The following is a 17168-nucleotide window of genomic DNA, read 5'->3' on the forward strand; positions in this document are numbered from 1 at the left end:
GCGACGCCGGTGCGAGCTGGGGCGACGCGGCTGTCGCCCGTGAGGTGGCCGGTCGTACGGGTACGGGCCGGATCGCTGCCGTCCGTCCTGGGGCCGCTGGTTGTCGTGCATGGTCGTTCCGTGTTCCTCGGGCCGTTTCGGCGGGGCTCGGCCAGCGTTTCCGGCAAGCTTGGTCGGCGTTTTCCGTCCGTCCGGAAATACGACCTCACACCGGAGCCAGTAACCCTACCTGACGACCGGATCGACGGCCGGAGGGCGCCCACCGGCCGGAATCCGGCTGGACCGACCGGTTGACCCCCTACGAACCGTTCTTCACGAGGGCTTCGCGGCCGAGCCCGCGCAACGACGCGTCGAGCACCTGCGCGGTGTGCGCGACCGCGAGCTCGGTACCACGGCGCCGCAGCGCGGTCGCGATCTGCATGGAGCAGCCGGGGTTGGCCGCCACCAGTAGTTCGGCTCCGGTCGCCGCCACGTTCAACGCCTTGCGCTCGCCCAGCTCGGCGGCGGCCTCCGGTTGCAGCAGGTTGTAGGTTCCGGCCGAACCGCAGCAGATCTCGGGGTCGGCGATCTCCCGGACGGTCAGTTCCGGAACGCCCGCCAGAAGGGCGCGGGGCTGGCTGCGGATGCCCTGCGCATGCGCGAGGTGGCAGGCGTCGTGGTAGGCGACGGTGACCGGCAGCGGGCGGCGCTCGGCGCGCGGGCCGAGATCGACGAGGAACTCCGCCAGGTCCCGGGTCTTCCCCGCGAGGGCCGCCGCGCGCCGCGCCCAGGCCGGGTCGTCCGCGAGCAGCGCCTCGTACTCCTTCATCGCCGAGCCGCACCCCGCCGCGTTCACGACGATGACGTCGACGTGCTCGAACGTCGCGACCGTCCGGCGGGCGAACGCGCGCGCCTCGTCCTCGCGGCCCGCGTGCAGCGACAGCGCGCCGCAGCAGCCCTGCGCCCGGGGGATCACCACGTCGCAGCCCTCCAGCGCCAGGACGCGCGCCGTGGCCGTGTTGACGCCCGGGAAGAACTCGCTCTGCACGCAGCCGGTCAGCATCCCGACCGTGGCGCGGCGGCTCCCACGCGCCCGGACACGCTCCGGGAGCCGGGGGGCCTTGCCGAGGGGCGGGGCGAGCCGCTCCATCGCCGCCAGCGACGGTGAGAGGCGCTCCAGGAGCCCCGTGCGGCGGACGAGGCGGTCCAGCCCGGTCCGCTGGTAGGCGCGCAGCGGCCCGCGCAGCGCGCGGAGCCGCCGCCGGTAGGGGAACAGCCGGAAGATCGCCTCGCGTACGACCCGCTCCTGCAACGGACGCGGATGCTCGCGTTCCACCTCCGCGCGGGTCATCTCGATCAGCCGGTCGTACTGGACGCCGGACGGGCAGGCCGTCACGCACGCCATGCACCCCAGGCACTGGTCGAAGTGCTCGACCATCGGCCCGCTGAGGGGCGTGCCCTCCGCGTGCTGCGCCATGAGGTGGATGCGGCCCCTGGGGGAGTCCATCTCCTCGCCCCACAGCACATACGTCGGGCACGTCGGCAGGCAGAAACCGCAGTGCACGCAGTCGTCGAGCAGCTTCGGGAGGTCGTTGTCGGCACTCATCAGATACCTCCCACGAACCGGCCGGGGGACAGCCGGCGATCGGGATCGAACTGGTCCTTGACGCGCCGCATGAGCGCGAGGGCCGGGAGCGGGCCCCAGAAGTCGATGTCTCCGCGCACCTCCAGCGGCGCGTACCGGACGACTACGGTGCCCTTGTGGGGGGCCAGGGCCGCGCGGAGGGCGCGCAGCAGATCGGCCACCTCACCCGGCGTCATGTCACCGGGAAGTCCGACATGGCCGTGTCCTCTGCCGCTCCACGTCACGGTCGGCCTGTCCACGGCGGTGAGCAGGTGGGGGAGCGCCGTGGGCGGGGCGGCGACGTCGATGAGCGTGGTCCCCTCTGGATACAGGCCCCACCCCTGTGGAGCGGTCTCCGACACCTGGGCCCTGTCGCCGAGGAGGGCGACGGTCTGCCCGGTACGTGCGGCGACACCGTCCGGGACGCCTTCCAGGAGAACGGTGACCGTCCCAGGGCCGGTGTACTCGACCGCGGCCGGTGCCACGGGGGAGTGCAGGACGCTCTGGACGGCCTCATACGCTTCTCCCGCATTGTCCACGGGACACGACACCCAGGCGCGCGCGGCCGGAACGGGATGCAGACGGAACGTCGCATCCACGATCAGACCCAGCGTCCCGTAGGAGCCGCAGAACAGCCTGCCCAGGTCGTACCCCGCGACGTTCTTGACGACCTTGCCGCCGGAACGCGCGACCTGACCGTCCGCCCGGACGATCGTGAGCCCGATGACCAGATCCCGTGGCGTCCCGTACAGGAACCGGAGCGGCCCGGCCGCGCCAGTGGCGATCGTGCCGCCGACCGTCGAACCGGGGAGCGGCACGTCCAGCGCCAGGCGTTGGCCCTTGTCCGCCAGCACCTCGCCGAGCCGGTCCACGGGCAGCCCCGCCTGCGCCTTCACGACCAGGTCACCGTCCGCGTGCTCCACCACCGCGTCCAACCGGTGGGTGTCCACGAGCAGATCGCAGCGTTCGGGGGGCGTTCCCCAGTCCAGGCGGGTCTCCGCGCCACGCGGCACGACGGCGAGCCCCGTTTCCGCTGCGACCCGCATGACGTCGGCCGCCTCGGTGACGTCCTTGGGCGCCGCGACGAACGCGGGCTCCACACCGAGCACCCCCTCCGCAGGGTCGCCCGGACGGACGTCACCACAAACCTTCGCCAACGCGTCCAGAGGCCGCATCAGAAGATGTCCGCCTTTCCCTCGTAGGGGTGCGGGCCCTTGCGCACACCGGGAACCTCTCCGCACATGCGCGGCGTGGGGAACACCTTGCCCGGGTTGCACAGCCCCGCAGGGTCGAAACCGCAGCGGACCATCTGCATGGTGTCCAGATCGGTGTCGGTGAACATGCGCGGCATGTACCGGGACTTGTCCACGCCGACACCGTGCTCGCCCGTAATGGAACCGCCGTGCTCGATGCACAGATCGAGGATCGCGCCGGACACCTCCTCCGCGCGCGCCTCCGCGCCGGGTTCGGCGTCGTCGAACAGCACCAGCGGGTGCAGGTTGCCGTCCCCCGCGTGGAAGACGTTCGCCACCCGGACGCCGGACTCCGCCGACAGCGCGTCGATCCGGGCGAGCACCCGGGGCAGCGCCGTGCGGGGGATCACGCCGTCCTGGACGATGTAGGCCGGGCTGATCCGCCCCACCGCCGCGAACGCCGACTTGCGGCCCTTCCAGATCAGCGCCCGCTCGGCCTCGCCCGCCGCGATCCGGACCTCGAACGCTCCCGCGTCCCGGCACAGCCGCTCCACCTCGGCGAACTGGGCCGCGACCTCGGGCCCGGGGCCGTCCAGCTCCACGATCAGCACCGCGCCCGCGCCGGGCGGGTACTCGCAGCGCACCGCCGCCTCGGCCGCCTCGATCGACAGCGCGTCCATCATCTCGATCGCCGCCGGCAGCACCCCCGCCGCGATGATCGCCGACACCGCCGCGCCGCCCGCCTCGATCGTGTCGAACGCGGCCAGCAGCGTCTCGACGGTCTCGGGCACCCGCGTCAACCGCACCGTGATCTTGGTGGTGATGCCGAGCGTGCCCTCTGCCCCGACGAACACGCCCAGCAGGTCGTACCCGGGGTCGTCCACGGAAAGCTCCACCAGCTCCCCGTCGGGGGTGACGACCTCGCAGGCGAGCACGTGATGCGCGGTGAAACCGTACTTCAGGCAATGCGCGCCGCCCGAGTTCTCCGCGACGTTCCCGCCGACCGAGCAGATCTGCTGGCTCGACGGGTCCGGCGCGAAGTAGTACCCCTGCGGACGGGCCGCGCGGGTGACGTCCAGGTTGATGACGCCCGGCTCCACCACCGCGCGCTGGTTCGCGACGTCGACCTCCAGAATCCTGCGCATCCGGGAGGTGACGATGAGGACGCCGTCCGCGCGCGGTAGGGCGCCCCCGGACAGACCCGTCCCCGAACCGCGCGCCACGTACGGAACGCCGCAGGACGCGCACTCCCGCACGATCGCGGCGGTCTGCTCGGCCGTGTCGGGAAGGACCACGATCCCGGGGGACGCGCGATGGTTGGTCAACCCGTCGCACTCGTACGTCCGCAACCGCACCGGGTCGGTGATGACCTGGCCCGGACCGAGCAGCGCGTCGAGGCGCAGGGCGAGCGCCTGGAGTTCCGTTTCCATCGCTTTCACCTTCCTCCCGAGCCTGGAACGCCCGCAAGGTCCATCTCACCTACAGGAAGACCCCACGGAGGTGACTCCCCGTAAGAGCCACCCCTTCAGGGTCAGTCCATCTCTCCAGGGTCAGTCCATGCGCTCGTAGGCGGGGGTGGTGAGAAACTCCGCGTACTCGTCCGCCAGGGTCACTTGCTTGAACAGCGCCACGGCCTGGTTGTAGCGCGGCTCCTTGAACGCGTCGCCGAGTTCGGCGCGGATTCCGGCCAGTTCCTCATCCAGGATGCGCTCCACCAGCTCCTTGGTGACCTTCGGGCCGTCCTTCAGCGAGATCCCGTTGTAGATCCACTGCCACACCTGCGAGCGGGAGATCTCCGCCGTCGCCGCGTCCTCCATCAGGTTGTGGATGGCGACCGCGCCCGCGCCGTCCAGCCACGTCGCGAGATACCGCAGCGCCACGTCGATGTTGTTGCGCAGGCCCGCCTCGGTGATGTCGCCGGGGGTCGCCGCGACGTTCAGCAGATCGGACGCGGAGACCCGCACGTCCTCGCGGAGCCGGTCGCGCTGGTTCGGCCGGTCGCCGAGCACGCCGTCGAACACCTCCCGGCACACCGGCACGAGGTCGGGGTGGGCGACCCACGACCCGTCGAAGCCGTCGCCGGACTCGCGGGTCTTGTCCGCCCGCACCTTCTCCAGCGCGACCTTGTTGACCTCCTCGTCCCGCCGGGACGGGATGAACGCCGCCATGCCGCCGATCGCATGCGCGCCGCGCTTGTGGCACGTCCGGACGAGCAGTTCGGTGTAGGCGCGCATGAACGGCGCCGTCATCGTGATCGCGTTCCGCTCCGGCAGCACGAACTCCGCGCCCCGGTCCCGGAACTTCTTGATGACGGAGAACAGGTAGTCCCAGCGGCCCGCGTTCAGGCCGGCCGAGTGGTCGCGCAGCTCGTAGAGGATCTCCTCCATCTCGAACGCGGCCGGGATCGTCTCGATCAGCACCGTCGCGCGGATCGTCCCGCGCGGGATCTCCAGCGTGTCCTGCGCGAGGTTGAACACGTCGTTCCAGAGGCGCGCCTCCAGATGGCTCTCCATCTTCGGCAGGTAGAAGTAGGGGCCCTTCCCCGTGGCGAGCTGCCTCCGCGCGCTGTGGAAGAAGTACAGGCCGAAGTCGAAAAGCGACCCCGACATGGGCTCGCCGTCCACCAGGACGTGCTTCTCCTCCATGTGCCATCCGCGCGGCCGCACGACGATGGTCGCGAGCTCCGCGTCATCCTTGAGCGCGTAGGACTTGCCGGTCCGCGCGTCGGTGAAGTCGAGCGTGCGGTCCAGGGCGTCCCGGAGGTTGAGCTGGCCCTCGACCATGTTGTTCCAGAGCGGCGTGTTGGCGTCCTCGAAGTCGGCCAGCCACACCTTCGCGCCCGAGTTGAGCGCGTTGATGGTCATCTTCCGGTCGGTCGGGCCGGTGATCTCGACGCGGCGGTCCACGAGGCCCGGCGCGGGCTCGGCGACACGCCACGCGGCGTCCTCCCGGACGGACGCGGTCTCGGGCAGGAAGTCCAACGTCCCGCCCTCGGACAGCCTGCGCTGCCGCTCGGCCCGGGCCAGGAGCAGCTCCCGGCGCCGCGCGCCGAACTCGCGTTGCAGGGCGGCGAGCAGGCCGAGCGCCTCGGGCGTCAGGATCTCCTCGTACCGGTCCCCGAGCGGCCCGGTCACCTCGATTCCTTCCAGTGCAGCCATCAGCGCGCCTTTCGTACAGCGAAATTCTGTTTCTGCCTCGTGAAGATGTTACGTGTTCGACCAGGGGCCGGTCCAAGCGGGGGTCTGCTGGCGCGCCCTGGTACGCACTGGCACGCCTCGTCCCGCCCGCATGCCCTGCCCGCGCGCACACGTGCCAACCGCTACCCCCGCCGCAGTACCCGGAAGCGCCACCGCCCTGCCCGCGCGCACGCGCCAACCCAGGGGTGATATTCGCGTGACCGCCCCTGTGGGCCGTGAGACGATCGCGGGGAAGATAAAGCCGCGCCGCGGCGTTCAACCGAGGACATATGACTCAACCTTTCTCTGTGAACCAGAAACCGGCCGAGACCGACTTCGAGCCCATGACGGGCGAACTCGACCTCGAAGACCGGAAGGCCCTGCGCCGCGTCGCCGGGCTGTCGACCGAACTGACCGACGTCACCGAGGTCGAGTACCGCGCGCTGCGGCTGGAGCGGGTCGTCCTCGTGGGCGTGTGGACGGAGGGCACGGCCGAGACGGCCGAGAACTCCCTGCGCGAGCTCGCGCTCCTCGCCGAGACGGCGGGCTCGGAGGTGCTGGAGGGCCTCGTCCAGCGCCGGTCCCGTCCCGACCCCGCGACCTACATCGGCTCCGGCAAGGCGGCCGAACTGCGCGACATCGTCATCTCCACCGGCGCCGACACCGTCATCTGCGACGGCGAGCTGGCGCCGAGCCAGCTCCGGCACCTGGAGGAGACCGTCCAGGTCAAGGTCATCGACCGGACCGCGCTGATCCTCGACATCTTCGCCCAGCACGCCAAGAGCCGCGAGGGCAAGGCCCAGGTGGAGCTCGCCCAGCTCGACTACCTCCTGCCGCGCCTGCGCGGCTGGGGCGGGAACCTGTCCCGGCAGGTCGGCGGGCGCGCCGCGGGCGGCGTCGGCATCGGCGGCCGCGGCCCCGGCGAGACCAAGATCGAGCTGGACCGGCGCCGGATCCGCACCCGGATGGCCAAGCTGCGCCGCCAGATCGCCGAGATGTCCAAGGCCCGCGACACCAAGCGCGGTGAGCGGCGCCGCAACGCGGTGCCCGCCGTCGCCATCGCCGGCTACACCAACGCCGGCAAGTCGTCCCTGCTCAACCGGCTCACCGGCGCCGGGGTGCTGGTGGAGAACGCCCTGTTCGCCACCCTCGACCCCACGGTCCGGCGCGCCGAGACGCCCGGCGGCCGCGCCTACACGCTCGCCGACACGGTCGGGTTCGTCCGGCACCTGCCGCACCAGCTCGTCGAGGCGTTCCGCTCGACGCTGGAGGAGGTCGCCGACGCCGGGCTCGTCCTGCACGTCGTGGACGGCTCCGACCCCGACCCCGAGGCGCAGCTCGACGCCGTCCGCGAGGTGCTGCGCGAGATCGGCGCCGCAGAGATCCCCGAGCTGGTCGTCATCAACAAGGCCGACGCCGCCGACGAACTGGCCCTCGCCCGCCTCCAGCGCCGCGAGCCGCGCAGCGTCGTCGTCTCCGCCCGCACCGGCTTCGGCATCGAGGAGCTGCGCGAGGCGGTCGAGGCGGCCCTGCCCGGCCTGGAGAGCGAGCTCCACGCGCTGGTGCCCTACGACCGCGGCGCGCTGGTCGCGCAGGTGCACGAGCGCGGCGAGGTGTTGAAGCAGGAACATGTCGCCGAGGGCACTATGCTGCATGCCCGGGTGCCGGGCGACCTCGCCGGGGAACTGTCCCCCTACGAGGTTCTGGCCCCGACCGTCTGACAGTCGTCCCAGGTCAGACCAAAGGACCGTAACCCGCTTTCGGACGCGTCCGAAAGCGGGTCGATGCCTCGTCCTGGTCGCCGAACGGTGACAGCTTCTCCATTTGGCTTGACGGTGCCGTTGGATTCCGTACGGTCGTAGAGCTAAGGGGCTGGGGTGATGGCTGTCGATGCGGTACGACCAGAGGTTGTCGGACGGGCCTTCAGTGCACTACCGTGACGAAACCGATATCTCCGGTCTCGTTGCCAGTGGTGGTCGCACGACCACCCGACCCTCCAGCGGTGATTCGCCGGCATCCAGTCGGCGTTTCGGATCGAGAGCAGGTGGCCCAGTCCATGGCACGTCCCCGCACCGGCACGAGAGCAGGCGGCGCACCACGCCCCACCCAGGGCCACTTCCGGAGCCCGTCCGCTGCGGGCCCCCACGGCGACACGGGACGCCCCTCCACGGCGTCCGTCCCAGCGCCCCACGGCGCCTCGCTCCACCCAGGTCGGTGACCCGATGACGGTACGGCTGTTGACGAACATCGGCAGGCTCTGGACGGGGACCGACGTCTGTAGCAACGCCGCCGTGCTCATCCACGACGACCGGATCGTCTGGGCCGGCGCCGCGTCCGACCTGCCGCAGAGCGTCCCCGGCATCATCGACGACATCGTCGACGTCGACCACGTGGAGAACCTCGGCGGCGGGCTGGTCACCCCCGGCCTCATCGACGCGCACTCGCACCCGGTGTACGCGGGCAACCGCTGGGCCGAACTCGCCATGCGCACCAGCGGCTCGTCTCACTCCGCCATCGCGGCCGCGGGCGGCGGCGTCAACTCCACCGTCACCGTGACCCGGGGCACCGACCCCTGGACGCTGTGCAACGGCGTCCGCGAACGCCTCCGCCAGTGGATCCTCGCCGGGACCACCACCGTCGAGGCCAAGACCGGCTACCACCTCACCCGCGACGGCGAACTCGCCGATATCCGGATGCTGCGCTCGCTCGAGGGCGAACCGTCCATGCCGCGCATCCACGCGACCTTCCTCGCCGCGCACATCCTGCCGCCCGAGTTCTTCGGCCGCCGCCGCGACTACATCGAGGCCGTCCGCCTCTGGGCGGGCGACGCCGCCGTCGCGGGCGCCGACAGCATCGACGTCTACTGCGACGAGGGCCACTTCACCGCCGAGGAGGCCCGCGCCCTGCTGCTCACCGGCAAGCGCGCCGGCCTCAAGGCCCGCATGCACGCCTGCGCCAACGAGCGCGTCGGCGCCGCACAGGTCGCCGCCGAGGTCGGCTGCGCCTCCGCCGACCTGCTCACCCAGGCCAACGACGACGACATCAAGGCCCTCGCCCACGCCGGCGTCACCGCCACCGTCTGCCCCGGCAGCGCCCTCAACAGCAGCCGCGCCCCGGCACCCGTCCGGCAGATGATCGACCGCGGCGTCACCGTCGCCCTCGGCACCGACCACAACCCGGGCCAGTGCGGCATCACGTCCATGCCGCTCGTCATCGGCCTGTCCGTCGCCATGTTCGGCCTCAGCGTCACCGAGGCCCTCCGCGCCGCCACCCTCGGCGGAGCCGCCGCCCTCCGCGTCGGCGACCGCGGCTCCCTGGCCCCGGGCATGCTCGCCGACATCGTCCTGTGGGACGCCGACCACGAGGGCGCGTTCGCCTGGGCCTTCGGCCTCCGGGCCCTCCGCGTCTGGCGAGGCGGCACGCCCGTCCAGCCCTGAGTCCACCCTGCCGCCGCGTCCATGAACGCGTGCCGTAGCTGAACGCGGCAGTCCCTGACCAGGACGATTCGGGCTTTCCGTGCGGTGGTCGCGGAGAGTTATCCACAATGTACCGACCACCTTCCGGTGCCGCGACGCCGCGCCTAGCGTCGGACGCATGAGAGACAGCGATCAAGATCGTCGGCCGTCCCCGCGCGAGCGCTTGAAGATCGCCGCCGATCCACCGGAGGAACCGCCCGCCGCCCGCTTACGCGCGAGCCCCGAGCGCTCCCACGTCCGCGTCCTCGTCGCCGTCGCGGTGGTCGCCGCCCTGGTGGCCGCCGGCTACCTGCTGCTGGCCCGCCCGCGCCCGCAGGCCGCCCCCGCCTCCTCGCCGGCGACGGCCTCCCTGTCGAACGACCCGTCCCCGGCCGCCTCGACGACCGGGACGGCGGCCTCCACGGTCGCCGTCCACGTCCTCGGCAAGGTCCGGCACCCCGGCGTGATCACGCTGCCGTCCGGCTCCCGCGTCGCCGAGGCGATCAGGGCCGCGGGCGGCGTCCGGCCGGGCGTGGGAACGGGTTCGCTCAACCTCGCCCGCAAGGTCGTCGACGGCGAGCAGATCCCGGTCGGCGTCCGCACACCTTCGCCCGCCCCCGGCGCCGTCGCCCCGTCCCCATCGGCCTCGCCCGGGGCACCGGGCAGCACGCCCCTCGACCTCAACACGGCGACCGTCGAACAACTCGACCAGCTACCCGGCGTCGGCCCCGTCCTGGCCCAGCGCATCATCGACTACAGGACGCGGCAGGGCGGCTTCCGCTCGGTCGACCAGCTCCAGGAGGTCAACGGCATCGGCGCCCGCCGCTTCGCCGATCTCAAAGCGATGGTCCGCGTATGAGGCCCGCCGACCTCCGCCTGCTCGCCCCGGCCCTGGCCACCTGGCTCACAGCCGCCCTCACCATCGGCCTCCCCCCGACGCTCACCTACACCCTGGCAGCCCTAGCAACTCTCACAGCCACCTACCTCCTAACCACCCCCGACCCCCCACCCGCCGCCCCCACCCACCAACCCCCCAAGCTCCCCACCCGCCCCACACCAGCCCCCACCAACACCCCACCTGCAAGCCCCGCACAACCACCCCACACAGAGCACACCCCACCCCACCTCAACAACGAGCCGCCCGCCCCACAACCCCCCAACTATCCACCTCCCCCCAACACCTCCCACCGCCCAAAAGGTCCAAGCAACACAGCAGAAAACGAGCAGCGCCCGGCCCGCCGCGCCGACGGGACGATCCGTCGGCATCTGCGCTTGTTCGACCGGCTCTCGGCGTTGCTGCCCGCGTGGCGAGAGTTGGGAGGACGTCGGTTGCTGGCGGGGGTGATCCTCATGTGCGCGGCGGCGTCCGCGGCCGGGGTGGCGCTGCGGTCGAGCGCCGTTGGGACGGGGCCGGTTCGCGACCTGGCCCGGTCCGGGCGTTCGGCGACGGCCGAGGCCGTCATCACGGGCGACCCCCAGTCCAAGCCGGGCGAGAGCAGACCCCTGATCATTCTGCGGGCGCGCGTGGAGGCGGTGACGCGCGCGAAGGTGCGGGTTCCGGTGCTGCTGATCGCAGCTGATCCCGGCTGGCTGCACCTCGTCCCCAGTCAGCGTGTTCGCCTCCACGGCGGATTCCGGACGCCGCGCAGGGCCGAGTTGCTCGCTGCGGTCGTGATCGTCAGAGGTCCGCCCACCATCCTCGGGAGGCCGTCCGCCCTTCAGCGCGCCGCCGAACACGTCCGCGCCCGGCTCCGCGCGGCGGTCGAGCACCTCCCCGCCGACCAGCGCGGCGTGCTCCCTGGCATGGTCGTCGGCGACACCTCCCGGCTGGCCCCTGGGCTCGCCGAGGAGTTCAGGACCGCCGGTCTCACACATCTGCTGGTGGTGTCCGGCGCGAACCTGGCGATCGTCATCGGCGCCGTGCTCGGCCTCTGTCGCCTCACGGGAGTGGGACGGCGGCGCGCCCCGCCCCTCGCGGCGCTCGCGGTGTTCGCGTTCGTCGTGATCGCACGGCCGGAGCCGAGCGTGCTGCGCGCGACCGTCATGGGATTGATCGGCCTGCTCGCGCTGCTCACGGGCCGCCAGCGTCACGGCCTGCCCGCCCTCGGCGCGGCCGTCCTGCTGCTGATCCTGATCGACCCCGTCCTGGCGCGGTCGTACGGGTTCGCGCTCTCGGTCCTGGCGACCGCCGGCCTGCTCGTCCTGGCCCCGTCCTGGCGAGAACGGCTCGCCCGCCGACTGCCCGGCCCCCTCGCGGACGCGCTCGCCGTCACGGCCGCCGCGGAGGTGGCGGTGGCCCCGGTGCTGGTGATGCTCTCCGGAGAACTGGGCGTCGTCTCGGTGTTCGCGAACCTGCTCGCCGCGCCCGCCGTGGCCCCGGCCACCCTCCTCGGCGCCCTCACCGCCGTCACCGCGCTCGTCTCAATGCCAGTCGCCCGCGTCCTGGCGTGGCCCGCCGGATTCGCGGTCGGCTGGATCACCTGGATCGCCAGAACGGCCGCTCATCTCCCGTACGCCACGATCCCCTGGTCGCCCGGCGGATTCGGCGCCGTCACCGTCCTGCTCGCCGGCGGCGTCGCCGTCCTGGTCCTGCGCAGCCCACGACTACGCCTGATCGCGGCCGCAGCCATGGTCGGCGTGCTGACCGCCGTTATCGCCCTGCGCCTCCTGGCCCCCGGCTGGCCCCCGCCCGGATGGCAGATGGTCGCCTGCGACGTCGGCCAAGGCGACGCCCTGGCCCTGGCCGCCGGTCCGGGACAGGCCGTCGTCGTGGACACCGGCCCGGAGCCCGCTCCGGTCGACGCCTGCCTGCGACGACTGGGCGTCCGGGACGTCCCGCTACTCGTGCTGACGCACCCGCATGCCGACCACATCAACGGCACGTCCGGTGTCCGTCACGGCCGCACCGTCCACGAGATCCTCACGACCCCACGCACTTCCGGCCGCGAGGCGCGCCTCATGTCCGGCCTTGCTCCTCGCTCCGCCCTCGCTGGTCAGCAATGGACGGTCGGCGCTCTCACGCTCGCCGTCCTCGGCCCCCGGACCACCGCCCCCGCCCTCACACCCGGCGACGACGGCACGACCATCAACAACACCAGCGTCGTCCTGGTCGCGCGAAGACCCGGCTTCAGCGCCCTGCTGGCAGGCGACGTCGAGATCGAGGCCCAGGGAGCCCTGCTGGAGGACGTCCCGCGCGTGCAGGTGCTGAAAGTCCCGCACCACGGTTCCCGGAGCCAACTTCCAGACTTCCTGGCCGCCGCCCACGCCTCGATCTCCCTCATCTCGGTCGGCGCCCGCAACGACTACGGCCACCCGTCCGCCTTCACCCTCGACCTGCTGAAACGCCTCCACACCCAGGTACACCGCACCGACAAGGAGGGCGACGTCGCCATGATCCGCACAGCCAGTGGCATAGCGGCCGTCCCTCGCCACTGAAATGGAGGAAACCGCATGCACCCCGTCCGATGCCACCGATCAACGAACGTCATCATCCTGCCGCCTCGTCCGACAATTCGTCCGCCCTGCCAGGCCAGGGCAAACGCAACGCCAACCGGACCGGCTGGAAGGTACCGCAGCGTAGAACGAGCCAGTCGTGAACCCTCCGCCGCTCCACGTTGCCCACCAACCGCGTCGGCCGGTGAGCGATCGCAGACTGGCACGCCTGCCCAGAACGGCCCCAGGGCCGGACCCGCCATACCTCGTCCAGGTCGGTGAACGAGCCCCTGCCCCCAGCCCGACGATCCGGACCGCCAACTTCTGAGCAAGGCCGTCGGCGCACCCTGGGGCTTAGACGCCCGAGCAAACATTGCCTCCGACCCGAGCCGCTGGCTTCCGAACAAGGCCGCTGCCGGGACCCCGGGGATTAGACCCCCGAGCAACGTTGCTTCCGATCTGAGCCGCTGGCTTCCGAGCGAATCCGTCGGCGCGGCCCGGGAATGGGCGTCCGAGTAAGCGTTGCCTCCGACGCGGGCCGCCGGCTTCCGAGCAAGGCCGCCGCCACGCCCGCGGGACCCAGTGTCCGACCGACATTGCCCCGCGCCATGCCCCTCCCATCGAGGACGGGGACCTGAATGCAGGGGCGGAGACCTGAGTGCAGGGTCTGGACGAGGATCTGAACGCCTGGACTTGGGCGGGGTCCCGACCGCCGGGCCTGACGGGGATCCGACCGCAGGACTCAGGCAGATCGGTCGGGCAGGTCGGTCGGGCTGGGCATCGGGTTCTCGGCGTGGGAAGCCGAGGTCGGTGACCGAAGGCGTCGTGGTCGACTTGGGCTGGGTGGCGCGGGAGGGAGGGCGGGCGTGGCATGCTGCTGGGGTGTCTGTTGAGGCCATCATCCTGATCGTGGGCGACGAGGAACTGCTGGTGGACCGGGCGGTCGGCGACATCGTCGCGTCCGTGCGGGCAGGGGATCCCGAGGCCGAGGTGACCGACCTGGGTCCGGGCGGGCTGGAGCCTGGGCGGCTCGCGGAGATGACCTCGCCCTCGCTCTTCGGCGGCGGGAAGGTTCTCGTGCTGAGGTCGGCGCAGGACCTCGGGAAGGACCTCACGGCGGAGGTGCTCAACTACGCGAAAACACCGGCCGACGATGTTGTTCTCGTCGCCGTCCACCACGGAGGTGCCAAGGGCAAGGCGCTTGTGGACGGGCTGACGAAGCTCAAGGCACACAAAATCTCGTGCCCCAAAATCAGCAAGATGGGGGAGCGCGTCGACTTCGTACGCGCGGAGATCCGCAGGGCGGGCGGAAAGGTCTCACCGGACGGCGCACGCGCCCTGCTGGACGCCGTCGGGAACGATCTGCGGGAGCTCGCCGCCGCGTGTAGCCAGCTGGTCGCCGACACCGGTGGGAAGGTCGATGACGCGGCGGTCGCCCAGTACTACCGGGGCCGTGCCGAGGTCAGCGGATTCACAGTGGCGGACAAAGCGATCGAAGGCCGCCTCGCCGATGCCCTGGAGCAACTCCGGTGGGCGCTCGCCACCGGTGTGGCACCGGTGCTGATCGTCAGCGCGCTCGCCCAGGGCGTCCGCGGCTTGGCCAAGGTCGGTGGCGCCCCTCGCGGCGCTCGCGGTGCGGCGCTCGCCAAGGACCTGGGCATGCCGCCGTGGAAGATCGACCGTGTGCAGAAGCAACTGCGCGCCTGGTCAGCCGACGGGGTCGCCCGCGCACTGGCCGCGGTCGCCGAGGCCGACGCCCAGGTCAAGGGCGGCGCCGCCGATCCCGCCTACGCCCTGGAGAAGACGGTCGCCGACATCGTCGCCGCCCGCGGCTAGGGCGTATTTCGAAGCAGCCTCAGCGGTCACGCGGGCGCGCAGTTGACCGGTAGGGCGAAGGGGGAGGTGATCCTCCGGAGACGAGCCCCCGCGGGGATTGCGAAGCGATGCCCCGCCCGCCAAGGCACGGTCACACCCCAAGCCGCCAGGCGAGAGGGGCGTCGGGATTTTGAATCACTGCCTAGCCCCGCCCTCGCGCCTCGGGCTACGGCTCTCGCGCCCCCAGTTCAAGTCTCGCGCCCGTGTCTCGCGCCCGTGTCTCGCGCCCGTGTCTCGCGCCCTGGGTCTTGCGGCCCCGGACTCGTGTCTCGGCTCGGGTCTCGGACTTCTCGCCTCGCGGCCCGGGCTGTGCGTCCTCCGCCTCGCGCCTCGGGCTCGGGCCGGGGTCTCGGATCTCGCGTGCGGGGCCTGGGCTTCGCGTCCCGGCCCTTGGGTTCGCGTTTTGTACCTCGCCCGTCCGCCCGCCCGGCCTCGCGTCCACGTCTCGGGCTCGTGCTTCCCGCCTCGTCTCGGGCCCGCGCCTCGCGGCCTGCGGCCCGCGCCTCGGGCTCGGGCTCGGGCCCGGGGCCTCGGATTTCGCATCCCGGGCCTCGCGCCTCGCGCCTGAGCATTGGTCGCTTGCCCTGGCCATGCCCGCTGGTCGTCGCGTCCCGGGCTCGGGTCTGGGGTTCACCGTCTCGCCTCCCCCGCCTCGCGCCTTGGGCTCTGGCCCGTGGTCTCGCGTCTCGGGCTCTGGTTCCGAGTTCCGGACCTTGGGCTTCGCGTTCTGTGCCTCGCTTGCCAGGGCCTCGGGCCTGGCGTCCGTGTTACGGGCTCGTGCTTCACGTATCGGGCTCGCGTTCCGCGCCCGGGCTCGGGCCCGCGCCCTGCGGGCCCCGGGTCCGCGCCCCGCGCGCCGGGCTTGAGCCCGTGCCCTGTGCCCTGCGCCCTGCGCCCCGCGTCTCGGGCTCGGGCTTCGCGTCTCGGGCTTCGCGTCTCGCGTCTCGGGCCTCGTGCCCCGCGTCTCGCGTCCCGGGTTTCGCGTTCCCGCCTCGCGCCTCGGGCCCGGGGTCTCGGATTTCGGCTCTAGGGCTCGGACATTGCGTCCCGGAGACCTTGGGCTTCGCATTTTGTGTCTCGCCTGCCCGGGCCTCGGGCCTCGGGCCCCGCGTCTCGGCTCGTGCCTCGCGTCCGCATTACGGGCTTGTGCACCGCGTCTCGGGCTCGGGCTTCGCGCCTCGTCTCGGGCCCGCCCTCTGGGCTTGGTCCCGCGCCCCGCAGCCCATGCGCGGCGGCCCGCGTCTTGGGCTCGGGTCTTGGGCCTTCGATCTCGCGTCTTAGGCTCGGGGCCTAGGTGAACCGGCTGCGCGGCCCTCGCGTCTCGAGCCTCGGGCTCGCGCTTCGCGGCTCGTCTCGGCTTCGTGGCTCGCGGTCCGCGTCTCGGGTTCGGGCTCTGGCTCGGGGCTCGGATCTTGCGTTTCGGGCTTCGCGTCCCGGGCCTTGTGGCTTGGGCCTTACGCCCTTGCGCCTCAGCTTTGGGTGTGTGGGGGTGGGGTTAGGTCAGGTATTCCGGGGGGACGTGGGGGGTCAGCCATACGCCGTTCGGGCTCAGGTGGAAGGTGTGGCCGGCGGCGGACATGCGGGCGGACTGGATGGTCAGGATGACCGGGTTGCCGCGGCGGGAGCCTACGGCGTGGGCCGTTTCGCGGTCGGGGGAGAGGTGGACGGCATGGCGGTTCATGGGTCGTAGGCCCTCGCGGCGGATCGCCGGGAGGAAGCGGGCCACGGTGCCGTGGTACAGGAACTCTGGGGGAGTGGCCTCGGGGTGGGCCAGGTCCACGTCGATCGAGTGGCCCTGGACGGCGCGGATCCGGTCGCCGTCGAGGGCGTAGCGCCGTTTGTCGTTGGCGGCCACGACGTGTTCCAGTTCGGCGCGGGTGAAGGGGAAGCCGTGGTGTGCGGCGGCCGCGAGGAGGGCGGGGACGTCGGCCCAGCCCGCGGGGTCGAGGGTAAGGCCGATCCGCTCGGGGTCGTGTCTGAGGTGTTTGGCGAGGTACTTGGAGATCCTCACCAGCCGTCGTTCGTCCATGACGTGCGTCGGGGCCGGCGCGCGGCCGGCCCCGGGACGTGCGGCCTTACTTCGCCTGGAGGGCGGCGGCCTGGCGGGCGATCGCCGACTTGCGGTTGGCGGCCTGGTTCTTGTGGATGACGCCCTTGCTGGCGGCCTTGTCGAGCTTGCGGGCCGCGTGCCGCTGCGCGGCGGTGGCCTGGTCGACGTCGCCGGCCTCGGCGGCCTCGCGGAACTTGCGGATCGCCGTCTTCAGCTCGGACTTGACGGCCTTGTTGCGCAGGCGAGCCTTCTCGTTCTGCTTGTTGCGCTTGATCTGGGACTTGATGTTAGCCACGTCGTAGTGCCTCAGCTTGGTTGCGATCCTGGCCCGCGCGCGATGGCGGGCTCCGACGAATGTCTGACGGGGGCGGACGGTGCCCCGGG

Annotated in this window: 11 protein-coding genes; 5 read left to right on the top strand and 6 right to left on the bottom strand. The window is 72.0% G+C overall.

The features are described 5' to 3' along the window. Window positions 1-298: 298 nt before the first annotated feature. The 4 genes from K2F47_RS05590 to aceB all read right to left on the bottom strand — a co-directional run bounded on the left by K2F47_RS05590 (window position 299) and on the right by aceB (window position 5954). On the bottom strand, window positions 299-1585 hold the full coding sequence (locus K2F47_RS05590; RefSeq protein WP_242901640.1) for a (Fe-S)-binding protein: 1287 nt from the start codon (window positions 1583-1585) through the stop codon (window positions 299-301). Beyond that, window positions 1585-2703, bottom strand: coding sequence for an FAD-binding oxidoreductase (locus tag K2F47_RS05595; protein WP_242901641.1), 1119 nt, complete (start codon window positions 2701-2703; stop codon window positions 1585-1587). Before K2F47_RS05595 ends, K2F47_RS05590 begins: the two co-directional genes overlap by 1 nt. Window positions 2704-2777: 74 nt before the next feature. Further along, complete coding sequence (locus K2F47_RS05600) at window positions 2778-4226, bottom strand: FAD-linked oxidase C-terminal domain-containing protein (RefSeq protein WP_242901642.1); 1449 nt, start codon at window positions 4224-4226, stop codon at window positions 2778-2780. 120 nt (window positions 4227-4346) lie between these two features. After that, entirely contained in the window at window positions 4347-5954 is a 1608-nt protein-coding gene (gene aceB, locus K2F47_RS05605) for a malate synthase A (RefSeq protein WP_242901643.1), read from the bottom strand. 308 nt (window positions 5955-6262) lie between these two features. Between aceB and hflX the strand changes: the two genes are divergently transcribed. The 5 genes from hflX to holA all read left to right on the top strand — a co-directional run bounded on the left by hflX (window position 6263) and on the right by holA (window position 14695). Beyond that, window positions 6263-7693 carry a GTPase HflX gene (gene hflX / locus K2F47_RS05610; protein WP_372490822.1) on the top strand — a complete coding sequence of 477 codons (1431 nt, stop codon included), beginning with the start codon at window positions 6263-6265 and terminating at the stop codon, window positions 7691-7693. Between the two features lie 501 nt (window positions 7694-8194). Next, entirely contained in the window at window positions 8195-9409 is a 1215-nt protein-coding gene (gene hutI, locus K2F47_RS05615) for an imidazolonepropionase (RefSeq protein ID WP_242901644.1), read from the top strand. Window positions 9410-9566: 157 nt separating this feature from the next. After that, complete coding sequence (locus tag K2F47_RS05620) at window positions 9567-10286, top strand: ComEA family DNA-binding protein (protein ID WP_242901645.1); 720 nt, start codon at window positions 9567-9569, stop codon at window positions 10284-10286. A gap of 470 nt (window positions 10287-10756) precedes the next feature. Next, window positions 10757-12862, top strand: a complete 2106-nt coding sequence (locus K2F47_RS05625; protein ID WP_242901646.1) for a ComEC/Rec2 family competence protein — start codon at window positions 10757-10759, stop codon at window positions 12860-12862. An 879-nt stretch (window positions 12863-13741) separates the two neighbouring features. Further along, on the top strand, window positions 13742-14695 hold the full coding sequence (holA, locus tag K2F47_RS05630) for a DNA polymerase III subunit delta (RefSeq protein WP_242901647.1): 954 nt from the start codon (window positions 13742-13744) through the stop codon (window positions 14693-14695). A gap of 1534 nt (window positions 14696-16229) precedes the next feature. Here the strand turns inward: holA and K2F47_RS05635 are convergent. Together K2F47_RS05635 and rpsT are read right to left on the bottom strand one after the other, a co-directional pair. After that, the gene (locus K2F47_RS05635; RefSeq protein WP_242901648.1) at window positions 16230-16763 is read right to left on the bottom strand and encodes an RNA 2'-phosphotransferase; all 534 of its coding nucleotides are present in this window, start codon (window positions 16761-16763) and stop codon (window positions 16230-16232) included. Between the two features lie 46 nt (window positions 16764-16809). After that, window positions 16810-17079, bottom strand: coding sequence for a 30S ribosomal protein S20 (gene rpsT, locus K2F47_RS05640; RefSeq protein WP_242901649.1), 270 nt, complete (start codon window positions 17077-17079; stop codon window positions 16810-16812). Window positions 17080-17168: the final 89 nt, after the last annotated feature.

Source organism: Actinomadura terrae, assembly GCF_022751215.1.
GTDB lineage: Bacteria > Actinomycetota > Actinomycetes > Streptosporangiales > Streptosporangiaceae > Spirillospora > Spirillospora terrae.